Source organism: Photorhabdus namnaonensis (assembly GCF_001684335.1).
Taxonomy (GTDB): Bacteria; Pseudomonadota; Gammaproteobacteria; order Enterobacterales; family Enterobacteriaceae; genus Photorhabdus; species Photorhabdus namnaonensis.
Genome location: NZ_LOIC01000070.1, coordinates 130,247 through 152,603 on the forward strand (window position 1 = coordinate 130,247; position 22,357 = coordinate 152,603).

21 protein-coding genes and 1 pseudogene are annotated in these 22,357 nt (G+C 43.1%); 9 read left to right on the plus strand and 13 right to left on the minus strand.

Going from position 1 to position 22,357, the window contains the following annotated elements; translation table 11 throughout:
* Window positions 1-2: 2 nt before the first annotated feature.
* Window positions 3-914: a cell division protein ZipA gene (zipA, locus tag Phpb_RS12305; RefSeq protein ID WP_065390577.1), complete on the minus strand. Its 912-nt coding sequence runs from the start codon at window positions 912-914 to the stop codon at window positions 3-5.
* 250 nt (window positions 915-1,164) lie between these two features.
* Here zipA and cysZ point away from each other — a divergent pair, with 250 nt between their 5' ends.
* The 5 genes from cysZ (at window position 1,165) to crr (ending at window position 6,399) form a co-directional block, all read left to right on the plus strand.
* Window positions 1,165-1,905 (plus strand): sulfate transporter CysZ, encoded by a 741-nt coding sequence (gene cysZ, locus Phpb_RS12310; protein WP_205634774.1) that lies wholly within the window; start codon window positions 1,165-1,167, stop codon window positions 1,903-1,905.
* Between the two features lie 114 nt (window positions 1,906-2,019).
* Entirely contained in the window at window positions 2,020-2,973 is a 954-nt protein-coding gene (cysK, locus tag Phpb_RS12315) for a cysteine synthase A (RefSeq protein WP_046397729.1), read from the plus strand.
* A gap of 554 nt (window positions 2,974-3,527) precedes the next feature.
* Window positions 3,528-3,785, plus strand: coding sequence for a phosphocarrier protein Hpr (ptsH, locus tag Phpb_RS12320; RefSeq protein ID WP_021323875.1), 258 nt, complete (start codon window positions 3,528-3,530; stop codon window positions 3,783-3,785).
* Window positions 3,786-4,113: 328 nt separating this feature from the next.
* The gene (ptsI, locus tag Phpb_RS12325; RefSeq protein WP_065390579.1) at window positions 4,114-5,841 is read left to right on the plus strand and encodes a phosphoenolpyruvate-protein phosphotransferase PtsI; all 1,728 of its coding nucleotides are present in this window, start codon (window positions 4,114-4,116) and stop codon (window positions 5,839-5,841) included.
* 48 nt (window positions 5,842-5,889) lie between these two features.
* The gene (gene crr, locus Phpb_RS12330; protein ID WP_015833547.1) at window positions 5,890-6,399 is read left to right on the plus strand and encodes a PTS glucose transporter subunit IIA; all 510 of its coding nucleotides are present in this window, start codon (window positions 5,890-5,892) and stop codon (window positions 6,397-6,399) included.
* Between the two features lie 168 nt (window positions 6,400-6,567).
* On the opposite strand, the gene cysM is transcribed toward crr, so the two are convergent.
* The 6 genes from cysM to Phpb_RS12360 all read right to left on the minus strand — a co-directional run bounded on the left by cysM (window position 6,568) and on the right by Phpb_RS12360 (window position 12,230).
* Window positions 6,568-7,449 (minus strand): cysteine synthase CysM, encoded by an 882-nt coding sequence (gene cysM / locus Phpb_RS12335; protein ID WP_065390602.1) that lies wholly within the window; start codon window positions 7,447-7,449, stop codon window positions 6,568-6,570.
* 138 nt (window positions 7,450-7,587) lie between these two features.
* Entirely contained in the window at window positions 7,588-8,676 is a 1,089-nt protein-coding gene (gene cysA, locus Phpb_RS12340; protein ID WP_065390580.1) for a sulfate/thiosulfate ABC transporter ATP-binding protein CysA, read from the minus strand.
* Window positions 8,677-8,690: 14 nt separating this feature from the next.
* Window positions 8,691-9,536: a sulfate/thiosulfate ABC transporter permease CysW gene (gene cysW / locus Phpb_RS12345; RefSeq protein ID WP_065390581.1), complete on the minus strand. Its 846-nt coding sequence runs from the start codon at window positions 9,534-9,536 to the stop codon at window positions 8,691-8,693.
* Entirely contained in the window at window positions 9,536-10,369 is an 834-nt protein-coding gene (gene cysT, locus Phpb_RS12350; protein WP_065390582.1) for a sulfate/thiosulfate ABC transporter permease CysT, read from the minus strand. The genes cysW and cysT overlap by 1 nt, the downstream gene beginning before the upstream one ends.
* The gene (locus tag Phpb_RS12355) at window positions 10,369-11,391 is read right to left on the minus strand and encodes a sulfate ABC transporter substrate-binding protein (RefSeq protein WP_065390583.1); all 1,023 of its coding nucleotides are present in this window, start codon (window positions 11,389-11,391) and stop codon (window positions 10,369-10,371) included. The genes cysT and Phpb_RS12355 overlap by 1 nt, the downstream gene beginning before the upstream one ends.
* A gap of 230 nt (window positions 11,392-11,621) precedes the next feature.
* Entirely contained in the window at window positions 11,622-12,230 is a 609-nt protein-coding gene (locus tag Phpb_RS12360; RefSeq protein WP_065390584.1) for an RpoE-regulated lipoprotein, read from the minus strand.
* Between the two features lie 174 nt (window positions 12,231-12,404).
* Here Phpb_RS12360 and Phpb_RS12365 point away from each other — a divergent pair, with 174 nt between their 5' ends.
* The gene (locus Phpb_RS12365; protein WP_065390585.1) at window positions 12,405-12,821 is read left to right on the plus strand and encodes a YgiW/YdeI family stress tolerance OB fold protein; all 417 of its coding nucleotides are present in this window, start codon (window positions 12,405-12,407) and stop codon (window positions 12,819-12,821) included.
* 46 nt (window positions 12,822-12,867) lie between these two features.
* Here the strand turns inward: Phpb_RS12365 and Phpb_RS12370 are convergent, their stop codons facing one another.
* Complete coding sequence (locus tag Phpb_RS12370) at window positions 12,868-13,299, minus strand: GNAT family acetyltransferase (protein WP_065390586.1); 432 nt, start codon at window positions 13,297-13,299, stop codon at window positions 12,868-12,870.
* Window positions 13,300-13,435: 136 nt separating this feature from the next.
* Here Phpb_RS12370 and hemF point away from each other — a divergent pair, with 136 nt between their 5' ends.
* The 3 genes and pseudogenes from hemF to Phpb_RS12385 all read left to right on the plus strand — a co-directional run bounded on the left by hemF (window position 13,436) and on the right by Phpb_RS12385 (window position 16,301).
* Window positions 13,436-14,344: an oxygen-dependent coproporphyrinogen oxidase gene (hemF, locus tag Phpb_RS12375; RefSeq protein WP_065390587.1), complete on the plus strand. Its 909-nt coding sequence runs from the start codon at window positions 13,436-13,438 to the stop codon at window positions 14,342-14,344.
* 235 nt (window positions 14,345-14,579) lie between these two features.
* Window positions 14,580-15,689, plus strand: a pseudogene (prtS, locus tag Phpb_RS12380) (metalloprotease PrtS); the annotation flags it as partial.
* A gap of 294 nt (window positions 15,690-15,983) precedes the next feature.
* Window positions 15,984-16,301, plus strand: a complete 318-nt coding sequence (locus Phpb_RS12385; protein WP_065390588.1) for a protealysin inhibitor emfourin — start codon at window positions 15,984-15,986, stop codon at window positions 16,299-16,301.
* Between the two features lie 26 nt (window positions 16,302-16,327).
* Here Phpb_RS12385 and der read toward each other — a convergent pair whose 3' ends face one another.
* From der to ispG, 5 genes are all read right to left on the minus strand, one after another.
* Window positions 16,328-17,809: a ribosome biogenesis GTPase Der gene (gene der / locus Phpb_RS12390; protein WP_065390589.1), complete on the minus strand. Its 1,482-nt coding sequence runs from the start codon at window positions 17,807-17,809 to the stop codon at window positions 16,328-16,330.
* Window positions 17,810-17,964: 155 nt separating this feature from the next.
* A complete protein-coding gene (gene bamB / locus Phpb_RS12395) occupies window positions 17,965-19,137 on the minus strand; it encodes an outer membrane protein assembly factor BamB (protein ID WP_065390590.1) in 1,173 nt (390 codons plus the stop codon).
* A 14-nt stretch (window positions 19,138-19,151) separates the two neighbouring features.
* A complete protein-coding gene (locus tag Phpb_RS12400; protein ID WP_065390591.1) occupies window positions 19,152-19,772 on the minus strand; it encodes a YfgM family protein in 621 nt (206 codons plus the stop codon).
* An 11-nt stretch (window positions 19,773-19,783) separates the two neighbouring features.
* On the minus strand, window positions 19,784-21,061 hold the full coding sequence (gene hisS, locus Phpb_RS12405; RefSeq protein ID WP_065390592.1) for a histidine--tRNA ligase: 1,278 nt from the start codon (window positions 21,059-21,061) through the stop codon (window positions 19,784-19,786).
* A 119-nt stretch (window positions 21,062-21,180) separates the two neighbouring features.
* Window positions 21,181-22,302 (minus strand): flavodoxin-dependent (E)-4-hydroxy-3-methylbut-2-enyl-diphosphate synthase, encoded by a 1,122-nt coding sequence (ispG, locus tag Phpb_RS12410; protein ID WP_065390593.1) that lies wholly within the window; start codon window positions 22,300-22,302, stop codon window positions 21,181-21,183.
* Window positions 22,303-22,357 lie beyond the last annotated feature (55 nt).

Consider the following 22,357-nt stretch of genomic DNA (forward strand, 5'->3'; position numbering starts at 1 on the left):
GATTATACCTGAACACCAAGTGTGCTGCGAATACGCGCTTTATACAATTCGATTTTTTGCGGTGTCAGCATTTTTCGCTCATCATCAAGCACCACGCCCCCAACATCAGAGGCAATACGCTGAGCTGCCTGTAACATCAGTTTAAAATTCTGATTAGATTCTCCGTAAGAAGGGACTACCATAAACATGGAAATCCCCGGAGTCGTAAAATCAGCCATTGTTTCAGGATTAAATGAACCCGGTTTCACCATATTCGCCAAACTAAACAGTACCGGGCCACTACCTGATGGGTTCACGTGACGGTGAAAAATCTGCATTTCCCCAAACTGGAAGCCAGATTGCAGAATACTTTGCAGCAAGGATTCACCATTCAATTCCTGGCCGTGGTGTGCTGCTACGTGAAGAACCAAAACAATTTCTTTCACTTTGGTCTGAGTTTCTTGTTCGCCAACCGCCTCCTGAGACTTTTCTTCAATCGCAGATCTGTTTTTTTCAGGCTCGTTCTGCTCTTCGAATTCAAACAGACCGAGTTGGGGTTCCTGCTCTTCTATGACGGCTTTTCTCGCTATCGTCTCAGGCTGATGACCCGTCAGCAACGGATCATCGCTTTCTTCAAGCGTTGCAGCATCAATTTCAGTCAACTTTTGCTGACGGCGCTCGATAGCTGGCTCAGCTTTATACTCCTGATGAGATTTCACCTGTTTATGGGCATAAGGCTTTTGCTGATTGCCGAACGCTTCATCGTCACTGTCATCGACGAAACTGTTCTGACGATCATGTTTATGACGTTTGACTGGGCGATCACGAAAAAGCGAAGAACGCTCTTTACGGCTGGTCCACAACCCATGTAACAGCAAAGCTATTATTGCTATCGCACCAACAATGATTAATATCAGACGCAAATCCTGCATCATTGCTATCTCTGTTGTTTAATTAAGTATGCCACCACGGCGGAATATTTTCTGTATTAACTGTATTTGTCAAATAACACAAGTGCAAGCTTATACACACTTTTCTTATCAGAAAGATGCCTAATAAGCCCCTTTTGCGTTCTTTTTATACAGAACAATACTAGTCAGTCGAAAATCCTACCTATATGATAGCGTTTCAATCACACAGGAGAGAATAGGAAGTATGCTGAATTTGACAAAATTGCCAAGAAATTTGAGCGGCTTTCAGTATTTGATGCAAGGTTGCAAATTAATTACTCGCCCAGGCATTAAAAGATTTGTCCTATTGCCTTTGTTGGCAAATATTTTGTTTCTCGGCGGTTCATTTTGGTGGCTCTATCAGAAACTGGGGAACTGGGTCCCTTGGATAGTGAGCAAAGTACCGGATTGGATGCAATGGCTCAGTTATATTTTATGGCCAATAGCCGTGCTCTCTGTTTTGCTGATTTTTACTTACTTCTTCAGCACAATAGCGAATTTTATCGCGGCGCCATTCAATGGTCTGCTGGCAGAAAAACTGGAGGCGGATTTAACAGGGAACCCCACACCAGATACCGGCGTTATCGCACTCTTCAAAGATGTTCCACGTATCCTGAAACGGGAATTAGCTAAACTGTGCTACTATATTCCACGCGCTCTGGTCTTATTGTTACTCTATTTTATTCCTGTTATCGGGCAGACTGTCGCACCCATGCTCTGGTTTATTTTCAGTGCCTGGATGCTATCGATTCAGTATTGTGATTATCCCTTTGATAACCACAAAGTCAGTTTTCCAACAATGCGTAGCGCTCTTCGCCAAAACAAAATAATTAATCTGCAATTTGGCGCAACAGTGAGTATTTTAACCATGATACCCATTGTCAATTTGGTGATTATGCCTATTGCCGTATGCGCGGCGACGGCAATGTGGGTCGATCGCTACCGAGATCAACATGCCTTTCGTATTATGCCATGATATTCATTTAAGTTATTCTTTTAGACAATAAAAATATATTTAAGTTATATTTCCATTAACCGGTTGTTGGCGTATTGTTGACCGGATATCACTAAAGGGAGTTGAAAGACGAGTATGAGTAAAATTTACGAAGATAATTCTTTGACTATTGGTCGTACCCCGTTAATTCGCCTAAAACACTTTGGCAATGGGCGTATTCTGGCAAAAGTGGAATCCCGTAACCCAAGTTTTAGTGTAAAATGTCGCATTGGTTCCAACATGATTTGGGATGCTGAAAAACGCGGTATCCTAAAACCGGGACAAGAATTAATAGAACCCACCAGTGGTAACACTGGAATAGCGCTTGCGTATGTCGCCGCCGCTCGGGACTATAAATTAACGCTGACAATGCCAGAAACCATGAGTATTGAACGCCGCAAGCTCTTGAAAGCATTGGGTGCTCAGTTGATACTGACGGAAGGCGCTAAAGGTATGAAAGGCGCCATTGAGAAAGCTAACGAGATTAAAGCTAGCGATCCCGATCGCTACATTATCCTGCAACAGTTCAGTAATCCGGCTAACCCGGAAATCCATGAAAAAACTACAGGCCCGGAAATCTGGGAAGATACAGACGGTGAAGTGGATGCATTTGTTTCCGGTGTAGGGACCGGCGGTACACTAACAGGCGTTACCCGTTACCTGAAAAACACCAAAGGTAAAAATGTCACCGCGGTTGCCGTAGAACCCGAAGAATCACCCGTCATCAGCCAAACTCTGGCCGGTGAAGAAGTAAAACCGGGCCCTCATAAGATTCAAGGTATTGGCGCGGGTTTTATTCCAGATAACCTTGATTTGAAACTGGTTGATCGCGTTTTCAAAATCAGTAGCGAGGAAGCGATTAAAACCGCACGTGAAATCATGGTGAAAGAGGGTATTTTGGTAGGTATTTCCTCTGGTGCCGCCGTTGCGGCAGCGGTAAAACTTTCTCAGGAACCGGAATATAAAGACAAAAATATTGTCGTCATTCTGGCTTCATCAGGTGAACGTTATTTAAGCAGCCCACTGTTTACTGACTTATCTGATGAATAAAAGTTTTTAAGTAAGTTACTTAGATTTATTGATAAAAAAGCACCTAAATGGTGCTTTTTCTGTGTGGTAGATCAAACTTTTTCACTTTGCCAGATGATTTCTTACAATGGGTCTAGTATTTAACCAATAATAATTATTTCGATGCTCGAAATTAATTAACAGGAGTAGTAGTTTCAGTTAAGTAGTTCCACGATCTATCTTTACTTCAAACTATCAATCAGAAGCATCGGAAAGAACAACTTTTTTGATAATGAATAAAAAGTTTTTATTATATTATCAACCTGAGAGTCTATCTCAGTAGACGTCGTTAGTGCTGTTTATTCTTACCAGTAAAAGTAAATACAGACAGCACAACATGGCCCGGAACTTATGGGTCGTACTAAAGAACGTTCAGGGGCCATTTAGCGCTTTTGCCAGAACATTACTCAGTTCGCTCTTTAGGTAAATAAAATCGTCTTAAATAGGATAGGCATTGAATAAACACTCAAGTTAAAATTTGTCCATGACAAGTTCTTAACTTACATAGCAAAAATCTAAGTTATTGAGGAAACGTTATGTTCCAGCAAGAAGTCACTATTACTGCGCCAAATGGCCTACACACCCGTCCCGCTGCACAGTTTGTTAAAGAAGCCAAAAGTTTCTCCTCCGACATTACACTGACTTCCGGTGGTAAAACTGCCAGTGCCAAAAGCCTGTTTAAGCTACAAACTTTGGGACTCACTCAAGGCACTGTAGTGACCATTTCTGCTGAAGGCGAAGATGAGCAAAAAGCAATCGAGCATCTGGTTAAGTTGATGGCGGAACTGGAATAATTTTCCGGTGACCACTTAATTTTCCGTTGACCACTAAGCCAGTCAAGATTCAGAGATTGTGAATATACCCTATGGATTTCAAGATGCATCGCGACGGCAAGGGAGTGAATCCCCGGGAGCATAGCAAACTATGTGACCGGGGTGAGCGAGTGCCGCCAACAAAGAGGCAACTTGAAAGATGACGGGTATAAACAGGTATTCACTTAGCCGTTCCTGATCCCCGGATAAACTTTTATCTGGGGATGTCAGTTTAAATGCATGTTCTAAAACAGCAAACCATCTGCGGGCTGGCTCTTTAAAGAATAATTATTAGTAGTTAGGTAACATCATGATTTCAGGCATATTAGTATCACCAGGCATCGCTTTCGGTAAAGCACTATTACTGAAAGAAGACCCAATCATTGTCAATCAGAAAAAAATCAGCCAAGAGCAAGTCGAACAAGAAATTTTCCATTTCAAGCAAGGCCGTGAAAAAGCTTCATCCCAGCTAGAAATCATCAAGAATATAGCCGCAAAAAACCTCGGAGAAGAAAAAGCTGAAATCTTCGAAGGACATATCATGCTATTGGAAGATGAAGAACTTGAGCAAGAAATTATTTCGTTAATCAAAAACGATTTCAGAACTGCGGATGCCGCAGTCTATTCCGTTATTGAAACTCAGGCCCAAGCCCTTGAAGAATTAGATGATGAATACCTGAAAGAACGTGCCACAGACGTGCGTGATATCGGTAAACGCTTATTGAAAAATATTCTGGGTATGCCCATTGTTGATCTTGGCTCAATTTCAGAGGAAGTCATTTTGGTTGCCAACGACCTGACTCCATCGGAAACCGCACAACTCAATCTGGAAAAAGTACTCGGCTTTATTACCAATTTAGGCGGCCGAACTTCTCATACGTCAATCATGGCCCGCTCTCTTGAACTGCCGGCGATCGTCGGTACCACCCAGGCGACGACGACAATCCAGAATGGCGATTATCTAATTCTGGACGCGGTAAATAATCACATTTATATCAATCCATCTGATGCGGAAATTGAACAGTTAAAAAAGACCAAAAACGAATATCTGGCGGAAAAAACTGAACTTGCAAAGTTGAAAGATCTCCCGGCAATGACTCTCGATGGTCATCAGGTTGAAGTCTGTGCCAATATCGGTACCGTCCGTGATGTGATTGGCGCTGAACGCAATGGCGCTGAAGGCGTCGGTTTATACCGTACAGAATTTCTGTTTATGGATCGTGATTCGCTGCCAACAGAAGAAGAACAATTCCAAGCTTATAAAGCTGTTGCCGGAGCAATGGGCAGTCAGGCGGTTATTATACGTACTATGGATATCGGTGGTGATAAAAATCTGCCCTATATGAATCTACCGAAAGAAGAGAATCCATTCCTAGGTTGGCGTGCAATTCGTATTTGCCTTGATCGAAAAGAGATCTTACATTCTCAGTTACGTGCTATCTTACGTGCATCTGTTTTCGGTAAACTACGTATTATGTTTCCAATGATTATTTCTGTAGAAGAAGTACAGGAACTGAAAGCAGAACTTGAATTGCTGAAAGGTCAGCTTCGTGAAGAAGGTAAAAAATTCGATGAAGCGATCGAAGTGGGGGTGATGGTAGAAACGCCAGCTTCCGCAGTTATTGCTCATCACTTGGCAAAAGAAGTTGACTTTTTCAGTATTGGGACAAACGATCTAACTCAGTATACTCTTGCTGTAGACCGCGGTAACGAGTTGATTTCTCATCTTTATAACCCGATGCTACCAGCAGTATTGAGCCTGATTAAGCAAACCATTGATGCTTCACACGCTGAAGGTAAATGGACGGGGATGTGTGGCGAGCTTGCAGGTGATGAACGTGCTACATTGTTGCTATTAGGCATGGGGCTGGATGAGTTTAGTATGAGTGCGATTTCTATTCCCCGCATCAAGAAAATCATTCGTAATACGCGTTACGAAGATGCAAAAGCGCTAGCTGAACAAGCCCTGTCTCAGTCTACCGCTCAGGGGTTGATAGAATTGGTTGATACCTTCATCAAAGAAAAAACACTTTGCTAACAATATCGGTTAAAACGCGGTCCAGTATAAACAATTAGGAGAAGATTCATGGGTCTGTTTGATAAACTGAAATCTCTAGTTTCAGATGATAAAAAAAACAGCGGCACTATTGAAATTATCGCACCTTTATCTGGTGAGATTGTCAATATTGAAGATGTTCCAGATGTTGTTTTCGCCGAGAAAATTGTGGGCGACGGTATCGCTATAAAACCCGCCGGCAATAAAATAGTCGCGCCAGTTGATGGAACAATCGGTAAAATATTTGAAACCAACCATGCATTTTCTATCGAATCGGACAGCGGTATTGAGCTATTTGTCCATTTTGGTATTGATACGGTTGAACTTAAAGGCGAAGGCTTTAAGCGTATTGCTGAAGAAGGTCAGCGTGTACAAAAAGGTGATTTAGTTTTAGAGTTCGATCTTAAACTCCTTGAAGAAAGAGCAAAATCGACCCTGACGCCTGTTGTTATTTCCAACATGGATGAGATTAAAGAGTTATCCAAGTTGAGCGGTTCTGTCACTGTTGGTGAAACCCCCATTATGCGGATTAAAAAGTAGCGACACTAAACTGTCACAATACCACTTTCATCTTAAAAAACGGCCGACAATCACGGCTGTTTTTTTTATCCTTTATCTTCGATTTACCCCATTTTCCAGTGAAAATTAGCTAGTGTGAGCAGAGCTTGCCGCCTCTTTTACTCTACTCACGCTGAATGTATAACCAGATTAATTAAATATTCCGGTAGAAAGATATCTGTCGCCACGGTCACAGATAATGGCAACAATAACAGAACCTGGATTTTGTGCTGCAACACTTAATGCTCCAGCAACAGCACCGCCGGAACTGACCCCACAGAAAATGCCTTCTTTCCGAGCTAATAAACGCATGGTATCTTCAGCTTCCTGCTGAGTGATATCCAACACTTGATCAACTAACTCCTTGCGGAAAATACCAGGCAAATAAGCCGGCGACCAACGACGAATACCTGGAATATGGCTATCCGCCGCCGGCTGTAAGCCAATAATCTGTACACTATTAGACTGACTTTTTAAATAGCGGCTAACACCGGTAATGGTTCCCGTCGTTCCCATACTGGAAACAAAATGTGTAATACGCCCTTTCGTCTGTCGCCAAATTTCCGGCCCTGTCGTCGTAAAATGCGCTAAAGGATTATCCGGGTTATTGAATTGATCAAGAACTTTACCTTCGCCATTACGCTCCATTTGCTGGGCTAAATCACGTGCGCCTTCCATGCCCATTGCTCTACTCACCAAAATCAATTCTGCACCATAAGCTCGCATAGAAGCCTGACGCTCAAGGCTCATATTATCAGGCATCAATAATTTGAGATGATAACCTTTTACTGCGGCAATCATTGCCAACGCAATACCCGTATTTCCGCTAGTGGCTTCAATCAACACGTCACCGGGAGAAATTTCACCGCGCAATTCAGCCTGCTGAATCATTGATAGCGCTGTTCTGTCTTTTATTGAGCCTGCCGGATTATTACCCTCAAGTTTCACCCATATTTCTCCCCCTAGCTTATCGGTGATTCGTTGTAATTTTACCAGCGGGGTATTACCTATAAAATGTTCCAAGCTTGCCACAGCTATTACCCAAATTTTATTTAATAGAAAAGCGAAATAACCATATTCAGGAATATATCGCAAGACTTAAATAAAAAATGCCCATCCCTGGCGGTAAGGAGATGAGCAAAATGGTACCAACCAAATCTTAAGTAATTATCAGGCAGTTTGAGCTAAACTCAGTGTTTGCAATTGCTTATCGCCCGCATATAAACGTGCTTCAGTGCCACCAATAAAATAACGGCTTCCTCTTGTGGGTACTGAAGTTTCATCAAACCAAATAACAGCAATCGACTCATGATGCCAGCCTAGAGGCTGAACCGAAAGCTGCCAGAAATGCCCTCTAGGACTGACCTCAATCACCTGTACCGGCAACGGGCTGGAAAGTGTCGATTGCGAGTTCATCATGATATCCCACGGACGCAAGAATACATCGACATTCCCCTGATGGATTGGCGTCACATTGAGAGGCAAGTGTTGTCCGCCAATCAATAGCTGGGAACCTTTAATTTCACCATTAAAATGGTTAACTTCCCCCAGGAACTCCATCACAAAACGGCTTGCCGGATAACGCCATACCTCTTGTGGTGTACCAACCTGTTCAATATTCCCTTGTCTCATGACAACAACCCGATCAGCCACTTCCATCGCTTCTTCCTGATCGTGAGTGACAAAGACACTGGTAAATTTAAGTTCTTCATGGAGCTGGCGTAGCCAACGGCGTAATTCCATTCTTACCTGAGCATCCAGTGCGCCAAATGGCTCATCGAGTAATAGAATTTGTGGTTCAACAGCCAATGCTCTTGCCAACGCTACTCGTTGTTTCTGCCCGCCGGAAAGTTGCGATGGATAGCGTTCAGCAAGATGCGTTAATTGCACCATCTCCAGCAACTCCATAACCTTATGGCGGATAGCCGCCATATTCGGACGCTTACGTCGTGGCAGTACTGTCAATCCAAAAGCAACGTTATCAAACACAGTCATATGCCGAAACAGTGCATAATGCTGAAATACAAATCCAACTTGCCGATCTTTAGCATGCATACGGCTAACATCTTGCCCGTGGAAACTCAGTTTCCCCTCGGTTTGTTGTTCCAGACCAGCAATAATCCTCAACAAGGTTGTTTTACCGGAGCCTGACGGACCAAGCAGAGCAATCATTTCTCCAGAAAAAATATTCAGAGTGACATCGCTCAGAACCTGAGTCCGACCAAAATATTTACTGATATTGTTAATTTCAATACTCATATTCTGCTCCTACCCTAACCATGTTGGCGACTTAACCGCCACTGCAAAGCACTTTTAACTATCAAAGTGATAATTGCCATCAATGCCAACAACGCCGCCGCGGTAAATGCCCCTACGGTGTTGTAATCTTGATGCAGTAATTCAACCTGCAACGGCAATGTGTAAGTTTCACCACGAATAGCGCCGGATACCACTGAAACAGCGCCAAATTCACCAATCGCCCGGGCATTGGTCAAAACCACACCGTATAACAACGCCCAACGAATATTAGGTAACGTCACCCGCCAAAACATTTTCCAGCCAGACGCCCCCAATAAAATTGCAGCTTCATCCTCCTGGCTCCCCTGACTAAGCATCATCGGCACCAGTTCTCGCACAACAAACGGACAAGTCACAAATATCGTCACCAAGACCATCCCCGGCCAGGAAAACATCAATTGGATATCATAGGGTTCCAGCAAACTCCCTGCCCAACCATTCGAACCATAAAACAATAAGTAGAGCAAACCCGCTACGACCGGCGAAACAGCAAACGGAATGTCGATCAACGTCAATAAACATTGCCGCCCCGGAAATTGAAAACGCGTCACCAGCCAAGCGAGCATGACGCCAAAAATTAGATTCACCGGAACAGTAATTAATGCGATCAGTATCGTTAACCAGATGGCATGCAACATATCAGGATCTAAAAGATTCTCAGCGACTACCTCAACTCCTTTAGAAAAGGCGGTCATAAATATCCAGACAATGGGGATCACTAACAGTAAGATTGAAAACAATACGCCTGTTATGATCAACGTCCATTTACCCCAATTTACAGGTGGTCGTTGCGCTACATAAGATTCAGATAATTCAACCATTAATGCCCCCCAATCCGCTTACCAAAGCGGCTTTGCAGAGTATTAATGCTAAATAGTAATATCAGGGATATTGCCAATATAACCGATGCGATAGCACTGGCTGCTGGGTAATCAAACTCCTGTAAGCGGATAAAAATCATCAGCGATACTACTTCTGTTTGCCATGCAATGTTACCGGCAATAAAGATCACGGCGCCAAATTCCCCCAAGCTGCGAGTAAAAGAGAGTGCGGTGCCCGCAATTAAAGCGGGAGACAATTCCGGCAATACAACCCGCCAGAAAGTTTTCCAACGATTAGCGCCTAATGTTTGAGCTGCTTCTTCATATTCCGGCCCTAACTCTTCAAGTACCGGCTGAATAGTTCGCACTACAAATGGCAGGCTTGTAAACGCCATCGCCACTACAATACCCAACCAAGTATTGACTACTTTCACATCAAAGTGCCCAAGCAAAGAGCCATACCAGCCACTAACAGAGAATAGCGTCGCCAATGTCAATCCCGCTACCGCAGTAGGTAACGCAAAAGGGAGATCCATCAAACCATCTAATAAGCTACGGCCTGGGAAACGATAGCGAGTTAAAACCCATGCCATCAGCATACCAAACACCGCATTAAACAAGCTGGCAGCCGCTGCTGCCAACAATGTCACTTTGTAAGCCGCCACGACTTGGGGATTAGCAATCACTAGCCAATACTGTTCCCAGGTCATACTAGAAAGCTGCACAACTAATGCGCTCAGAGGTAACAATAAGATCAAGCAGGTATAGAACAAACTACTGCCTAAGCTTAACCCGAAACCAGGCAATACTCGCTTACTGGATCTCGAAAACATTACTTATGCCCCTCGGCCAGCAATTGATCCAGTATACCGCCAGTATTGAAGTGAGTTTTCATCACTTGCGGCCAACCACCAAATTGATCTTCCAATCGAAACAGCTTAGTTTCTGGAAAACGGGATTTCTGCTGAGCCATCACGTTTTTATCACTGACACGATAATTAAAGTTGGTAATAATCTGCTGTGCCTGTGGGCTATAAAGATAATTTAGATAAGCTTTAGCCGCTTTCTCTGTACCGTTTCTCGCAATATGTTTATCAACCCAAGCTACAGGAAATTCTGCCAGAATACCTACTGGTGGAACGATCACTTCATATTTATCATCACCATACTGTTTGCGAATATTGTTTACTTCGGATTCGAAACTAATCAATACATCACCCAAACCACGTTCAATAAATGAAGTTGTCGCCCCACGACCGCCAGTATCAAACACAGCGACATTTTTCAGAAAACGCTTCATCCACTCGCGAGTTTTACCCTGATCTCCACCACTTTCCTGTTGAATAGCCCCCCAAGCGGCCAAATAAGCATAACGGCCATTACCGGAGGTTTTAGGGTTTGGGAAGACTAATTTGATATCTTGACGCACCAAGTCATCCCAATTACGAATATTTTTGGGGTTGCCTTTACGTACAAGAAACGCCATCGTGGAATAGTAAGGTGAACTGCTATTTGGCAGACGGTTCTGCCAATCAGCCGGGATCAGCTTGCCGCGATCATGCAAAATTTGCACATCCGTTACCTGATTGTAAGTCACCACGTCAGCCCGTAATCCCTGAAGAATCGCCAGTGCTTGTTTGGAGGAACCGGCGTGGGATTGTTTGATTATCAATTTGTCTTGTGGATACTGTTCATTCCACTGTTTTTCAAATTCAGAATTCAGTACAGAAAATAACTCACGCGCAACATCATAAGAGCTGTTTAACAGCTCTACAGCAAAGACATGACTGCTGCCTAATAAAGTTACTACTACCAGTCCGTTTAGTATTGTATTTTTTACTGAATACTTTTTCATTTCTCACCTTATCCGTTATTTCATCAAATAACGCGCCAGTAACTAATGTATCCAGTTTATTTATAACAGGGTAGATAACTATCACCGTTTAATATACTAAATTGCAATTAGAAAGCATGAAACGCAATAAGCTGGCGAAATAGTAAGGCTTTTAAATGGAAAATGCGGGCCTGTTACGGCACCGCAAGAGGAACCTAAACCGACTCAGTTGGTGCTTTAATTAGGAACGCTTATCGCTTCCAAATGATACGTTCCACTTTCCAATTTTTCAGCACATCATCAGAAGGAATCAAACCTTCAGGACCACTCCAATGGCCTGTAAACAGATAACTAACATGTCTGCTCTGTGGGGATGCACAGACAATAGCGCTCTTCTCTGATTCACCTACCGTGTTTTGGCAAGCATTAAATGCCCTGCTATAAAGTGCCGAAAATGGCATACCAACCTTTGTTCCCCAGACGGTTTCAATATTTTCATCCAACACTTCAATATGACTGATTTTTCCATCGGCCTGACCAAATAGCGCTATCTTCAATTGATCACCGTCCATTGCTTGAAAGAGTGTCACCAATTGACCATTTTTTGTTTCCATGCCGCTGCGTAAGTGGTACTTTCTATCCAACCCCTTCTCTATTGCTTCTTTATTCATTGCTGTCAGACTATTTATTTCTCCTACACCCTGATCTGAGATTTTTAAGGGGCTACCAAACCAGCTAAAAGGAGACAAATTCGACCATGAAAAACCCGATGACCCCGTACAACCGGCCAGTAACAATGCACCACTTATGGTGATAAAACGCAATCCTGACAACATGTTAGTTAAAATATACTTCTGCATAACTGGTTCCCTTATAGCTCAATACAGCGATAGGCACTGAGACATCACATCTGATTGTTAGTTTCAGAGAATATTTAAATTAATCACTTTAGATTAATATTTTATTGATAAAATACAACTTAGCGGTATTATTACCTCCCCCTAAAAATCATCACTATTAGTAAGGTCAATATGATGAAAAAAATATTTATAACCACCGCCTTGATTACTTTGTTTAGTATGCCGTCAATAGCTCAAACCTCACAGACGCAATTTGGTGGTTTTTCCGGTCCCGATTCAACACAGCCTCCCGTCCAAGCAGCACCACAAGGTGGTTTTGTCGATCACAATGCAAGAGTTTCCACCACCCAACAAGTTAAAAATATGAGAGATGACAGTTGGGTCGTACTGGAAGGACATATTGAATCCCGTATCCACAGTGATCACTTCATATTCCGCGATAATGCAGGAATTATTGAAGTCGAAGTTGATCATAAATACTGGAATGGCCAAACGATAACGCCCCAAGATAGAGTCCGTCTTGAAGGTGAAGTCGATAAAGATTGGAATGGCATGACTATTGATGTGAAAAAAGTCACTAAATTGAACTAATGGCTTGTGGCTGAGTGGGATTCTTTCACTCAGCCATATTCTAAACTCAATATTCCTGATCGCCAATCAAACGCTTACTGAAAATAACGCTCTCTTGATAACGATCTTCATATTCCAGTTTTTCACACATATAGATAGTGGCATCATTATCTTCAGGAACAATAAGAACTATTTTTGGACAACCACGGGCGATCAATTTCTTTTCTAATCGGGCAATTAATGCATTCGCAATTCCCCTACCGCGGAATTCAGGATGAACTCCCAAATAATAAGCAGAGCCACGATGACCATCATAACCACCCATAATCGTCCCAACCACTTCACCAGCCACTTCCGCGACTAAAAACAGGTCAGGATCATGAGTTAATTTGCGCTCAATATCCACTTCAGGATCAACACCAGAATTAAGTAAATCGCAGCGTTCCCATAAGGTGATCACTTCCTCAAAATCATCTTGTCGAAATACTCGAACTTCCATCCCTAACCAACCTGTTTTTATCAAAAAACTATTTTTTCATTATCTCCGCTTTAACACCGGAATCAATACGAAAATGCGTTCTCTTCCACTAACATCTATAATATAACGCTTACCATATCATAATAGGGAAAGAATCATGAATACACCAAACATTAATCAGATTAAGTCTTTTTTCCTTTCATTACAGGATGAAATTTGCCGACAACTGGAACAGGCAGATGGCAAAGCGAAATTTACGGAGCAATGCTGGCAACGAGAAGAAGGAAGTGGAGGCCGTAGTAGAATTATGAAAGAAGGCGCGATATTCGAACAAGCAGGCGCTAATTTTTCTCATGTATCAGGAGACATACTCCCCTCATCAGCAACAGCTCTCCGTCCTGAACTGGCCGGTCGGCATTATCAAGCAATGGGCGTCTCTCTGGTCATTCATCCTTTGAATCCCTATATACCAACCAGTCATGCTAATGTTCGGTTCTTTATTGCAGAAAAAGAAGGTGAAGCGCCGGTATGGTGGTTCGGTGGAGGTTTTGATTTGACGCCTTATTATGGTTTCAAGGAAGATGCTATTCACTGGCACACCATCGCCAAAAATATATGTCAACCCTACGGAGAAGATGTTTATCCAAAATATAAAAAATGGTGTGACAATTATTTTTATATTAAACATCGTGACGAAGCCCGTGGAATTGGTGGCTTATTTTATGACGACTTAAATACGCCTGACTTTGAACATTGTTTTAATTTAACTCAAGATGTAGGTAAAGGTTTTCTTTCTGCCTATTTACCTATTGTAGAAAAAAGGAAAAACATATTATGGGGTGAACGTGAACGACAATTTCAACTATATCGCCGTAGTCGCTATGTAGAATTTAACCTCGTTTGGGACAGAGGAACCTTGTTCGGATTACAAAGTGGAGGAAGAACAGAATCTATCTTAATGTCCATGCCACCATTAGTACGCTGGGAATACGATTATCACCCTGAACCAGGATCTGCGGAAGCCGCTTTATATACTGACTTTCTACCAGTAAAAGACTGGATATGATTCTTTTATCAATGTTAGGAATATTATAAAAAACTATTCCTAACTATTTATATTTTTATTACAGCCAATGCAATAATCCCTCACACAAAAAACATTAACAAATTGTTAACAACCCCTTAACATAAAAGAAGCAGGTTGGACCTGATGACTATCTGCTGGAAACATGTTTAATATGAATCCGTACCTAAAGAGTACCTCTAATTAATAACTAAAAATTTATTCCAGGAGATATTTTATGCAAATACAAAACAATAACTACAGAGGCGTAATACCGCCGTACATTCTTCAAAATATTTATAATAATGACAATGAAAAGAAGAAAGTATTAATGACATTAAATCACACTCAGAGTTTAATGTTGGACAATGTTATTAGAGAATCTTCCGATGATTCCGGCGATGACGATAAAGTTACCAATACAACTATACATCGTTCTATTCACGATGCAGAAAATAAACGCAAGTTGCCAGGAAAATTAGTACGAGATGAAGGAGATCCAGATAACGGAGATAAATCAGTTGATAACGCATATAGATATTTAGAAGCAACTTACAATTTCTATAAAGAAGTTTTCAATCGCAACTCATTAGATGATAAAGGAATGAAATTGATTGCCACTGTGCATTATGGCGAAGAATATATGAATGCATTCTGGGGCAACGGACAAATGGTATTTGGCGACGGAGATGGCAAAACCTTCAATGATTTCACGACATCTATTGATGTGATAGGCCATGAATTATCTCATGGCGTTATTGAGAAAACCGCGGATCTGGTCTATTTCTTCCAGTCTGGCGCGTTGAATGAATCAATAGCAGATGTTTTTGGCTCATTAGTAAAACAACATTATCTAAAACAAAAAGCTGACGAAGCAGATTGGATTATAGGTAGTGGATTACTGGGCAAAGATATTAAAGGTGTAGGGATTCGTTCAATGAAAAACCCCGGCAGCGCATATGATGATGAAGCTCTCGGTAAAGATCCACAGCCTGGTCATATGGATAATTATAAAGATCTGCCGATTTATAGAGACAATGGTGGAGTTCATATTAATTCAGGTATTCCTAATAAAGCCTTCTATAATCTGGCGACAAAATTAGGTGGATATGCCTGGGAGAAAGCAGGAAAAATATGGTACAACACATTGTTGGATAAAGATCTTGCACGTGATGCTAACTTCGTAGCTTTCGCTAAATTAACAATTAAACATGCTCGTGAGTTATTTGATGAGGATGTTGAAAAAGCAGCGATTGATAGCTGGACAGAAGTGGGCGTTAAAGTGAAGGAGGATAAAGACGATAAAGGCGGTGACAAAGGCGATAAAGGCGGCGACAAAGGCGATAAAGGCGGCGACAAGGACGATAAAGGCGGCGACAAAGGCGATAAAGGCGGCGACAAGGGCGATAAAGGCGGCGACAAAGGCGATAAAGGCGGCGATAAAGACGATAAAGGCGGCGATAAAGATAAAACTGAAGAGTAATCCATAAATATATCGCTGGTTTAACGCCAGCGATATTTTATTATTTGTAATACCTGACTTGTAAAAAATATATCTAATAGAAGATACCAAAATTGTTAACGAAGAATTTCACGCTATACTAAAGAGACCTGAAAAATAACCGTAAAAATTTGGTATATCATGAATAATAAAACTCTCAAACTCACAACTGATAGTAAAATCACAATTTCCCTACAAGGAGGATTTGCCGCTACACCTGGCCTTAACCAAGATAAAACAGTGAATTTAGAATCATTGTCTTCACACCAACAACAGTTATTTCTTCAAGCCATAGAACAAGACTTTTCCGATTCTATGCCATCAGAGCCATATCCTGACCAAGATTATTATCTGCTTAGTATCGTCAATGGAAATGAAGAACACCACTTCACCCTTCCTGAGTCAGATGCACCAGAAATCATTGCCCAGATATGGGATGCCGACAAAAAGGGTGGTTAATCACCACCCCCTTTTCCTAATTAGTATTAACGCTTTTTCAGATGCGCCATCAGACGTTTACGTTTACGCATTTGATTTGGTGTCAACGTATTACGCTTGTCAGCATAGGGATTTGCCCCTTCTTTAAACTGAATCCGAATGGGCGTCCCCATCACCTTTAGGGATCGACGGAAATAGTTCATCAGATAACGCTTATAAGAATCAGGCAAATCGGTTACCTGATTACCGTGGATCACAACAATTGGTGGATTATAACCACCGGCATGAGCATATTTCATTTTCACCCTGCGACCACGGATCATTGGCGGTTGATGATCTTCTTCGGCCATATGCATGATACGGGTTAGCAGTGAAGTATTGACACGGCGAGTGGCGCAATCATAAGCTTCAAGAATCGAGTCAAACAGATTCCCTACCCCACTACCATGTAGAGCAGAGATAAAATGTACTCTGGCAAAGTCAACAAAACCGAGACGATAATCCAGCATCTCTTTCACACGCTCTTTATCTTCTTGCGACATGCCATCCCACTTATTGACCGCAATGACCAATGAACGCCCGCTATTAAGAATGAAACCCAATAGTGACAAATCTTGATCGGAAATACCTTCACGTGCATCAATCACCAGTAATACAACGTTAGCGTCTTCAATCGCTTGAAGGGTTTTTATGACTGAAAATTTTTCAACCGTTTCAGTGATCTTACCGCGCTTACGTACTCCTGCGGTATCAATAAGGATATATTCACGGCCATTGCGCTCCATTGGAATATAAATACTGTCACGGGTCGTGCCGGGCATGTCGTAAACCACAACCCTTTCTTCACCCAAGATACGGTTAGTCAACGTAGACTTACCCACATTTGGCTTACCGACAATGGCTAATTTCAATGGCAGAGTTGACGGATCAAAATCCTCCTCCTCTTCTACCATCTCAATTTCATTCTGTTCCTGCTCTGCCCAATAAGCTGCGTTGGCTTCTTCCTCAGTCAGCTCAACCTCTTCTTCTTCACCTTTACCTGAGAAAGGTAACAATACTCGTTCAATAAGTTGGGTGACGCCACGCCCATGAGAAGCAGCGATAGAATAGATATCCCCCAATCCGAGGGAATAAAATTCAGCAATAGCGGTATCAATATCAACACCGTCGGTCTTATTCGCGACCAAAAAAGTGGCTCTTTCGCGGCTACGTAGATGTTTTGCTATTGCGTGGTCTGCTGGCATAAGTCCGGCGCGAGCATCTACCATAAACAGAACAATATCGGCCTCTTCAATCGCCATCAAAGATTGAGCTGCCATATGGGTTTCCACACCCTCTTCAGCGCCATCGATACCACCAGTATCAATGATGATAAACTCCTGCCCTTCAACCTCAGCTCGACCATATTTACGGTCGCGAGTCAGACCTGGAAAATCCGCTACCAGCGCATCTCTTGTACGGGTTAAACGGTTAAATAATGTGGACTTACCCACATTTGGGCGCCCTACCAGAGCGACGACAGGTATCATTTGTTGATGCCTCATGACTTAATTTGAAATTAGTACTCCACTGTTCATCTACAACAGAACACTAAAAAGACGAAACGGCTCCTGTTCTCGTCAGGAGCCGTAGGACTATAACTAACGCTTTACTCTATTTCCGGTAAACAGGCAGTAAGCAATACTCAACGAGTAAACAGATAAACCGTACCGTCTTTCGCCTGTACCATTAATTTATCACTGGCTACAACCGGACGACTCATTAAACCGGAACTATCAACTTTATGTTGAGCGACAAACTTACCGTCATCCATATTCAGCCAGTGCAGATAACCTTCACTGTCACCGACAACCAGATAGCCATTATACATTTCAGGCGCGGTTAAATTACGGTGCTGCAATTTTGTCTGAGTCCACAAAGTGACGCCATCACTTTGACGCAACCCCATAACCCGATCGTTTTGGTCAACAATATAGATATTATCACCAGAAACAACCATCTCGTTCACTGAACCCAAATCGCGCTTCCAGAGGATCTGGCCTGAACGCATATCAAGCGCCACCAGATTACCATTATAAGCTATTGCATATATCACGCCCTCAGAAATAACCGGTGTCGTATCAACATCATTAAGACGACCGATTTCTGTAGAGCTAGTTACCTGAGAAATACGTTGTTGCCAAATCAACTGCCCCTGAGAAATCAAGACGGCGTTGACACGACCATTATCCCCACCGACGATGGCAGCACCGTAAGCCACGGCAGGCGCTGATTCACCACGCAATGATAATGATGGCGAATCCAAATTAACAGACCATTGCACTTTACCATCTGACTCGTTTAATGCCTGCAACATCCCATTGCTAGTATGAATCAATACCAAACTATCACTCACCACAGGACGCGACAACGCTTCACCGGCGACGTCAGATTGCCAGGCAACTTGGCCGTCTTTGGTATCCAATGCAATAACTTTGGCACGTTCAGTGCCTACATATAAATGATCCCCAGCAACAGTCAGACCACCAGAGAGCAATGCAGGTATACGGGAAGAGAGGAGACCTGCTTTTTCAGCCAGATTCACCGACCATATCTCTTTACCACTATCAATGTCCAACGCCTTAACGATGCCATGACGATCAGCAACATAAACAGCGGAACCCTGCCAGGTTGGCGTCAAATGAGAATAATAACGGCCTACACCATCACCTACAGATTTATCCCAAACCTCGTTTGGGTTAAATTGATTTTCGACCTTTGGCAACGGTGACATCGTTACCGTGTCTTGCTCACTTGAACAACCAGCTAGCAGAACAGAAGCTACCAAACCAACCAAGAGTGTTTTACGCAGTTGCATTGAAAGAATTCCCCTTAGCTGGATAAGTTATTCAATTTAAGATTTAACATCGATTTGATCGCCTGTGGCGAATCTGAACTCAAACCTTTGGTGTACGCTGCGCGGGCACCGGCAATATCACCTTTTTTCAACAGTGCATCACCGCGGATATCCTCTGCGACGGCAACCCAACCGGAACCTTTGACCTGTTCCAATGTTTTCAATGCAGCATCCGTTTTATCTTCTGCCAATTGAACCCTGGCTAAGCGAATATTCACCAGAGCCTGCAAATCCTCATTTTTTGCCTGACCAGCAGCCGCAGATAAAAACTGATCCGCTTTAGTTAACTCACTCTTTTCAACAGCAAGTTGTGCCAAATGCATGTGCGTCATCACGCCATAACTGTTATTCGTTTCACTGGCAAATTTTTCAGCAGCAGCATGACCCTCTTTTGTACTGGCAATTAATCCTCGATCTACCCGTTCAAAAGCTTCTGCGCTTTCCTGCAACTGATTTGTCTGATGAGATTGCCAATAACGCCAGCCAATCAGCGCCCCGGCACCCAATACCAGCCCAAAAACCAGGGCCTTACCATTATTGGCAAAAAAGCGACGGATTGCGTCTACTTGTTCGTTTTCATTGGTATAGACTTCCACAGAGTCTCTCCTTAACCTAACAGTTCAGCCAAACGAGCTGCAATTTCACTTTGCAGCGACGTTTGTTGTTCACCCGTACGTAAATCTTTAATGGCTACCTGACCAGAACGAACCTCATCCTCACCGAGGATCAGCGCAATTTTAGCGCCTTGTTTATCCGCACGCCCCAGTTGCTTCTTAAAGTTACCACCACCGTGGTTTGTTATTAGGCGCAAGTGCGGCAACCTATCACGTACCTGTTCAGCCAAAATCAATGCGGCCTGCTGACTACCTTCACCAAAAGAAGCGAAATAAACATCCGCAACTGACCGCTCCGCAGCAAATGCTGGATTAATTTCTTGCACCAGCAAAACCAGACGCTCCAGCCCCATAGCAAAACCCACAGCAGGCGTTGGCCGGCCTCCCAGTTGCTCAACCAGCCCATCGTACCGACCACCGGCACAAACCGTCCCTTGAGCCCCGAGTGCCGTTGTCACCCATTCAAATACCGTGCGGTTATAGTAATCCAGACCACGAACCAAACGCGGATTAACTCGGTACTTAATACCCGCTCCGTCAAGAAGTGCACACAGGCTGTCAAAATGTTCCTTTGATTCGGCATCAAGATAATCAAACAGTTCCGGCGCATCATTAAGAAGTTGCTGCACCTCTGGATTTTTTGAATCCAGAACACGTAATGGATTGCTGTACATACGGCGTTTGCAATCTTCATCCAGCTTATCTTTGTGCCGCTCAAGAAATGCCACCAACGCTTCGCGGTAATTGGCGCGTGCCGCCAACGAACCAATGGAATTCAGTTCAAGCGTCACATGCTCAAAAATACCGAGCTCACGCCACCAGCGGGCAGTCAATAAAATAAGTTCGGCATCAATATCAGGCCCTTGAAGACCAAAAACTTCCGCCCCTAACTGGTAGAATTGGCGGTAACGACCTTTTTGCGGTCGTTCATAACGGAACATGGGCCCCAAATACCACATGCGCTGTTCCTGATTGTACAGCAGACCATGTTCAATACCGGCACGCACACAACCTGCGGTATTTTCAGGGCGCAGGGTCACACTTTCACCATTGCGATCATCAAAGGTATACATCTCCTTTTCAACCACATCAGTGACTTCCCCAATAGCCCGTCTAAATAACGGGGTCTGCTCTACAATCGGTGTGCGGATCTCACTATAACCATAACCCGCCAGTACCCGTTTCAAAATAGTTTCGATACGCTGCCAGATAACCGTATCTGTCGGCAAGTAGTCATTCATGCCTCGAATAGCTTGGATATTTTTTGCCACGTTTTATCTCTAGTTAATGATTCAAAAATGATGTCGATTATAGAAGCGAATACCGACGAGCTTCAATTAACAAACAAAACAATGCTGGCTCATCATAACGATGAGCCAGTATCGATACATTATTTGTCCAGTTGACTTATGCCAATGCGCTTATTTTCATCCAGTATTGATGCTTTAGCACGGATTTTAGCCTCAAGCTGATCAATCATATCAGTATTATCGAGGCGCTCTTTCTGCCGAACGCCATCTTCATAAAAACCACTTTTCGTTCTGGCGCCGGTGACGCCTAAAGTAGAAACCTCCGCCTCACCTGGCCCGTTAACCACACAGCCAATAATGGAAACATCCATCGGTGTGAGTAAATCCTCTAAGCGCTGTTCCAAGGCATTAACTGTGCCAATAACATCAAATTCCTGACGGGAACAGGTTGGACAAGCGATAAAGTTTATACCACGGGAACGAATACGTAATGCTTTCAGAATGTCGAAACCCACTTTAACTTCTTCGACAGGATCAGCAGCCAGAGAAATACGTAAAGTATCACCGATACCTTCTGACAGGAGGATACCTAAGCCAATGGCTGATTTTACAGAGCCTGCACGTGCGCCACCCGCCTCGGTAATACCAAGGTGCAACGGCTGATCAATCTTCTGAGCCAACAACCGATAGGCACCAACCGCCAGAAAAACATCCGACGCTTTTACGCTGATTTTAAACTGTTCAAAATTAAGTCTGTCAAGAATATCCACATGGCGCATAGCCGACTCCACCAGCGCTTCTGGAGTTGGCTCACCATATTTTTCCTGAATGTCCTTTTCCAATGATCCGCCATTTACACCAATGCGGATTGGGATATTTTTATCACGAGCAGAAGCCACAACCTCACGGATACGCGCTTCATTACCGATATTGCCAGGGTTAATACGCAGACAATCGACCCCATACTCTGCAACTTTAAGCGCAATACGGTAATCAAAATGGATATCTGCGACCAAAGGAACACTCGCTTGCTGCTTAATCAACTTAAATGCTTCTGCGGCGTCCATTGTTGGTATTGATACGCGAACAATATCAACGCCAACACGCTCGAGCGATTTAATTTGTTTAACAGTCGCTTCCACATCTGTAGTACGTGTGTTTGTCATTGACTGCACCGAAATGGGCGCACCATCTCCGACTGGCACATTGCCTACATAAATACGCGTAGATTTGCGTCTTTTTATCGGCGATTCATTATGCATATAGGTGTATCTCCCATACTTCCATGTGTTTACTGATAAAACTACAACTATGCCC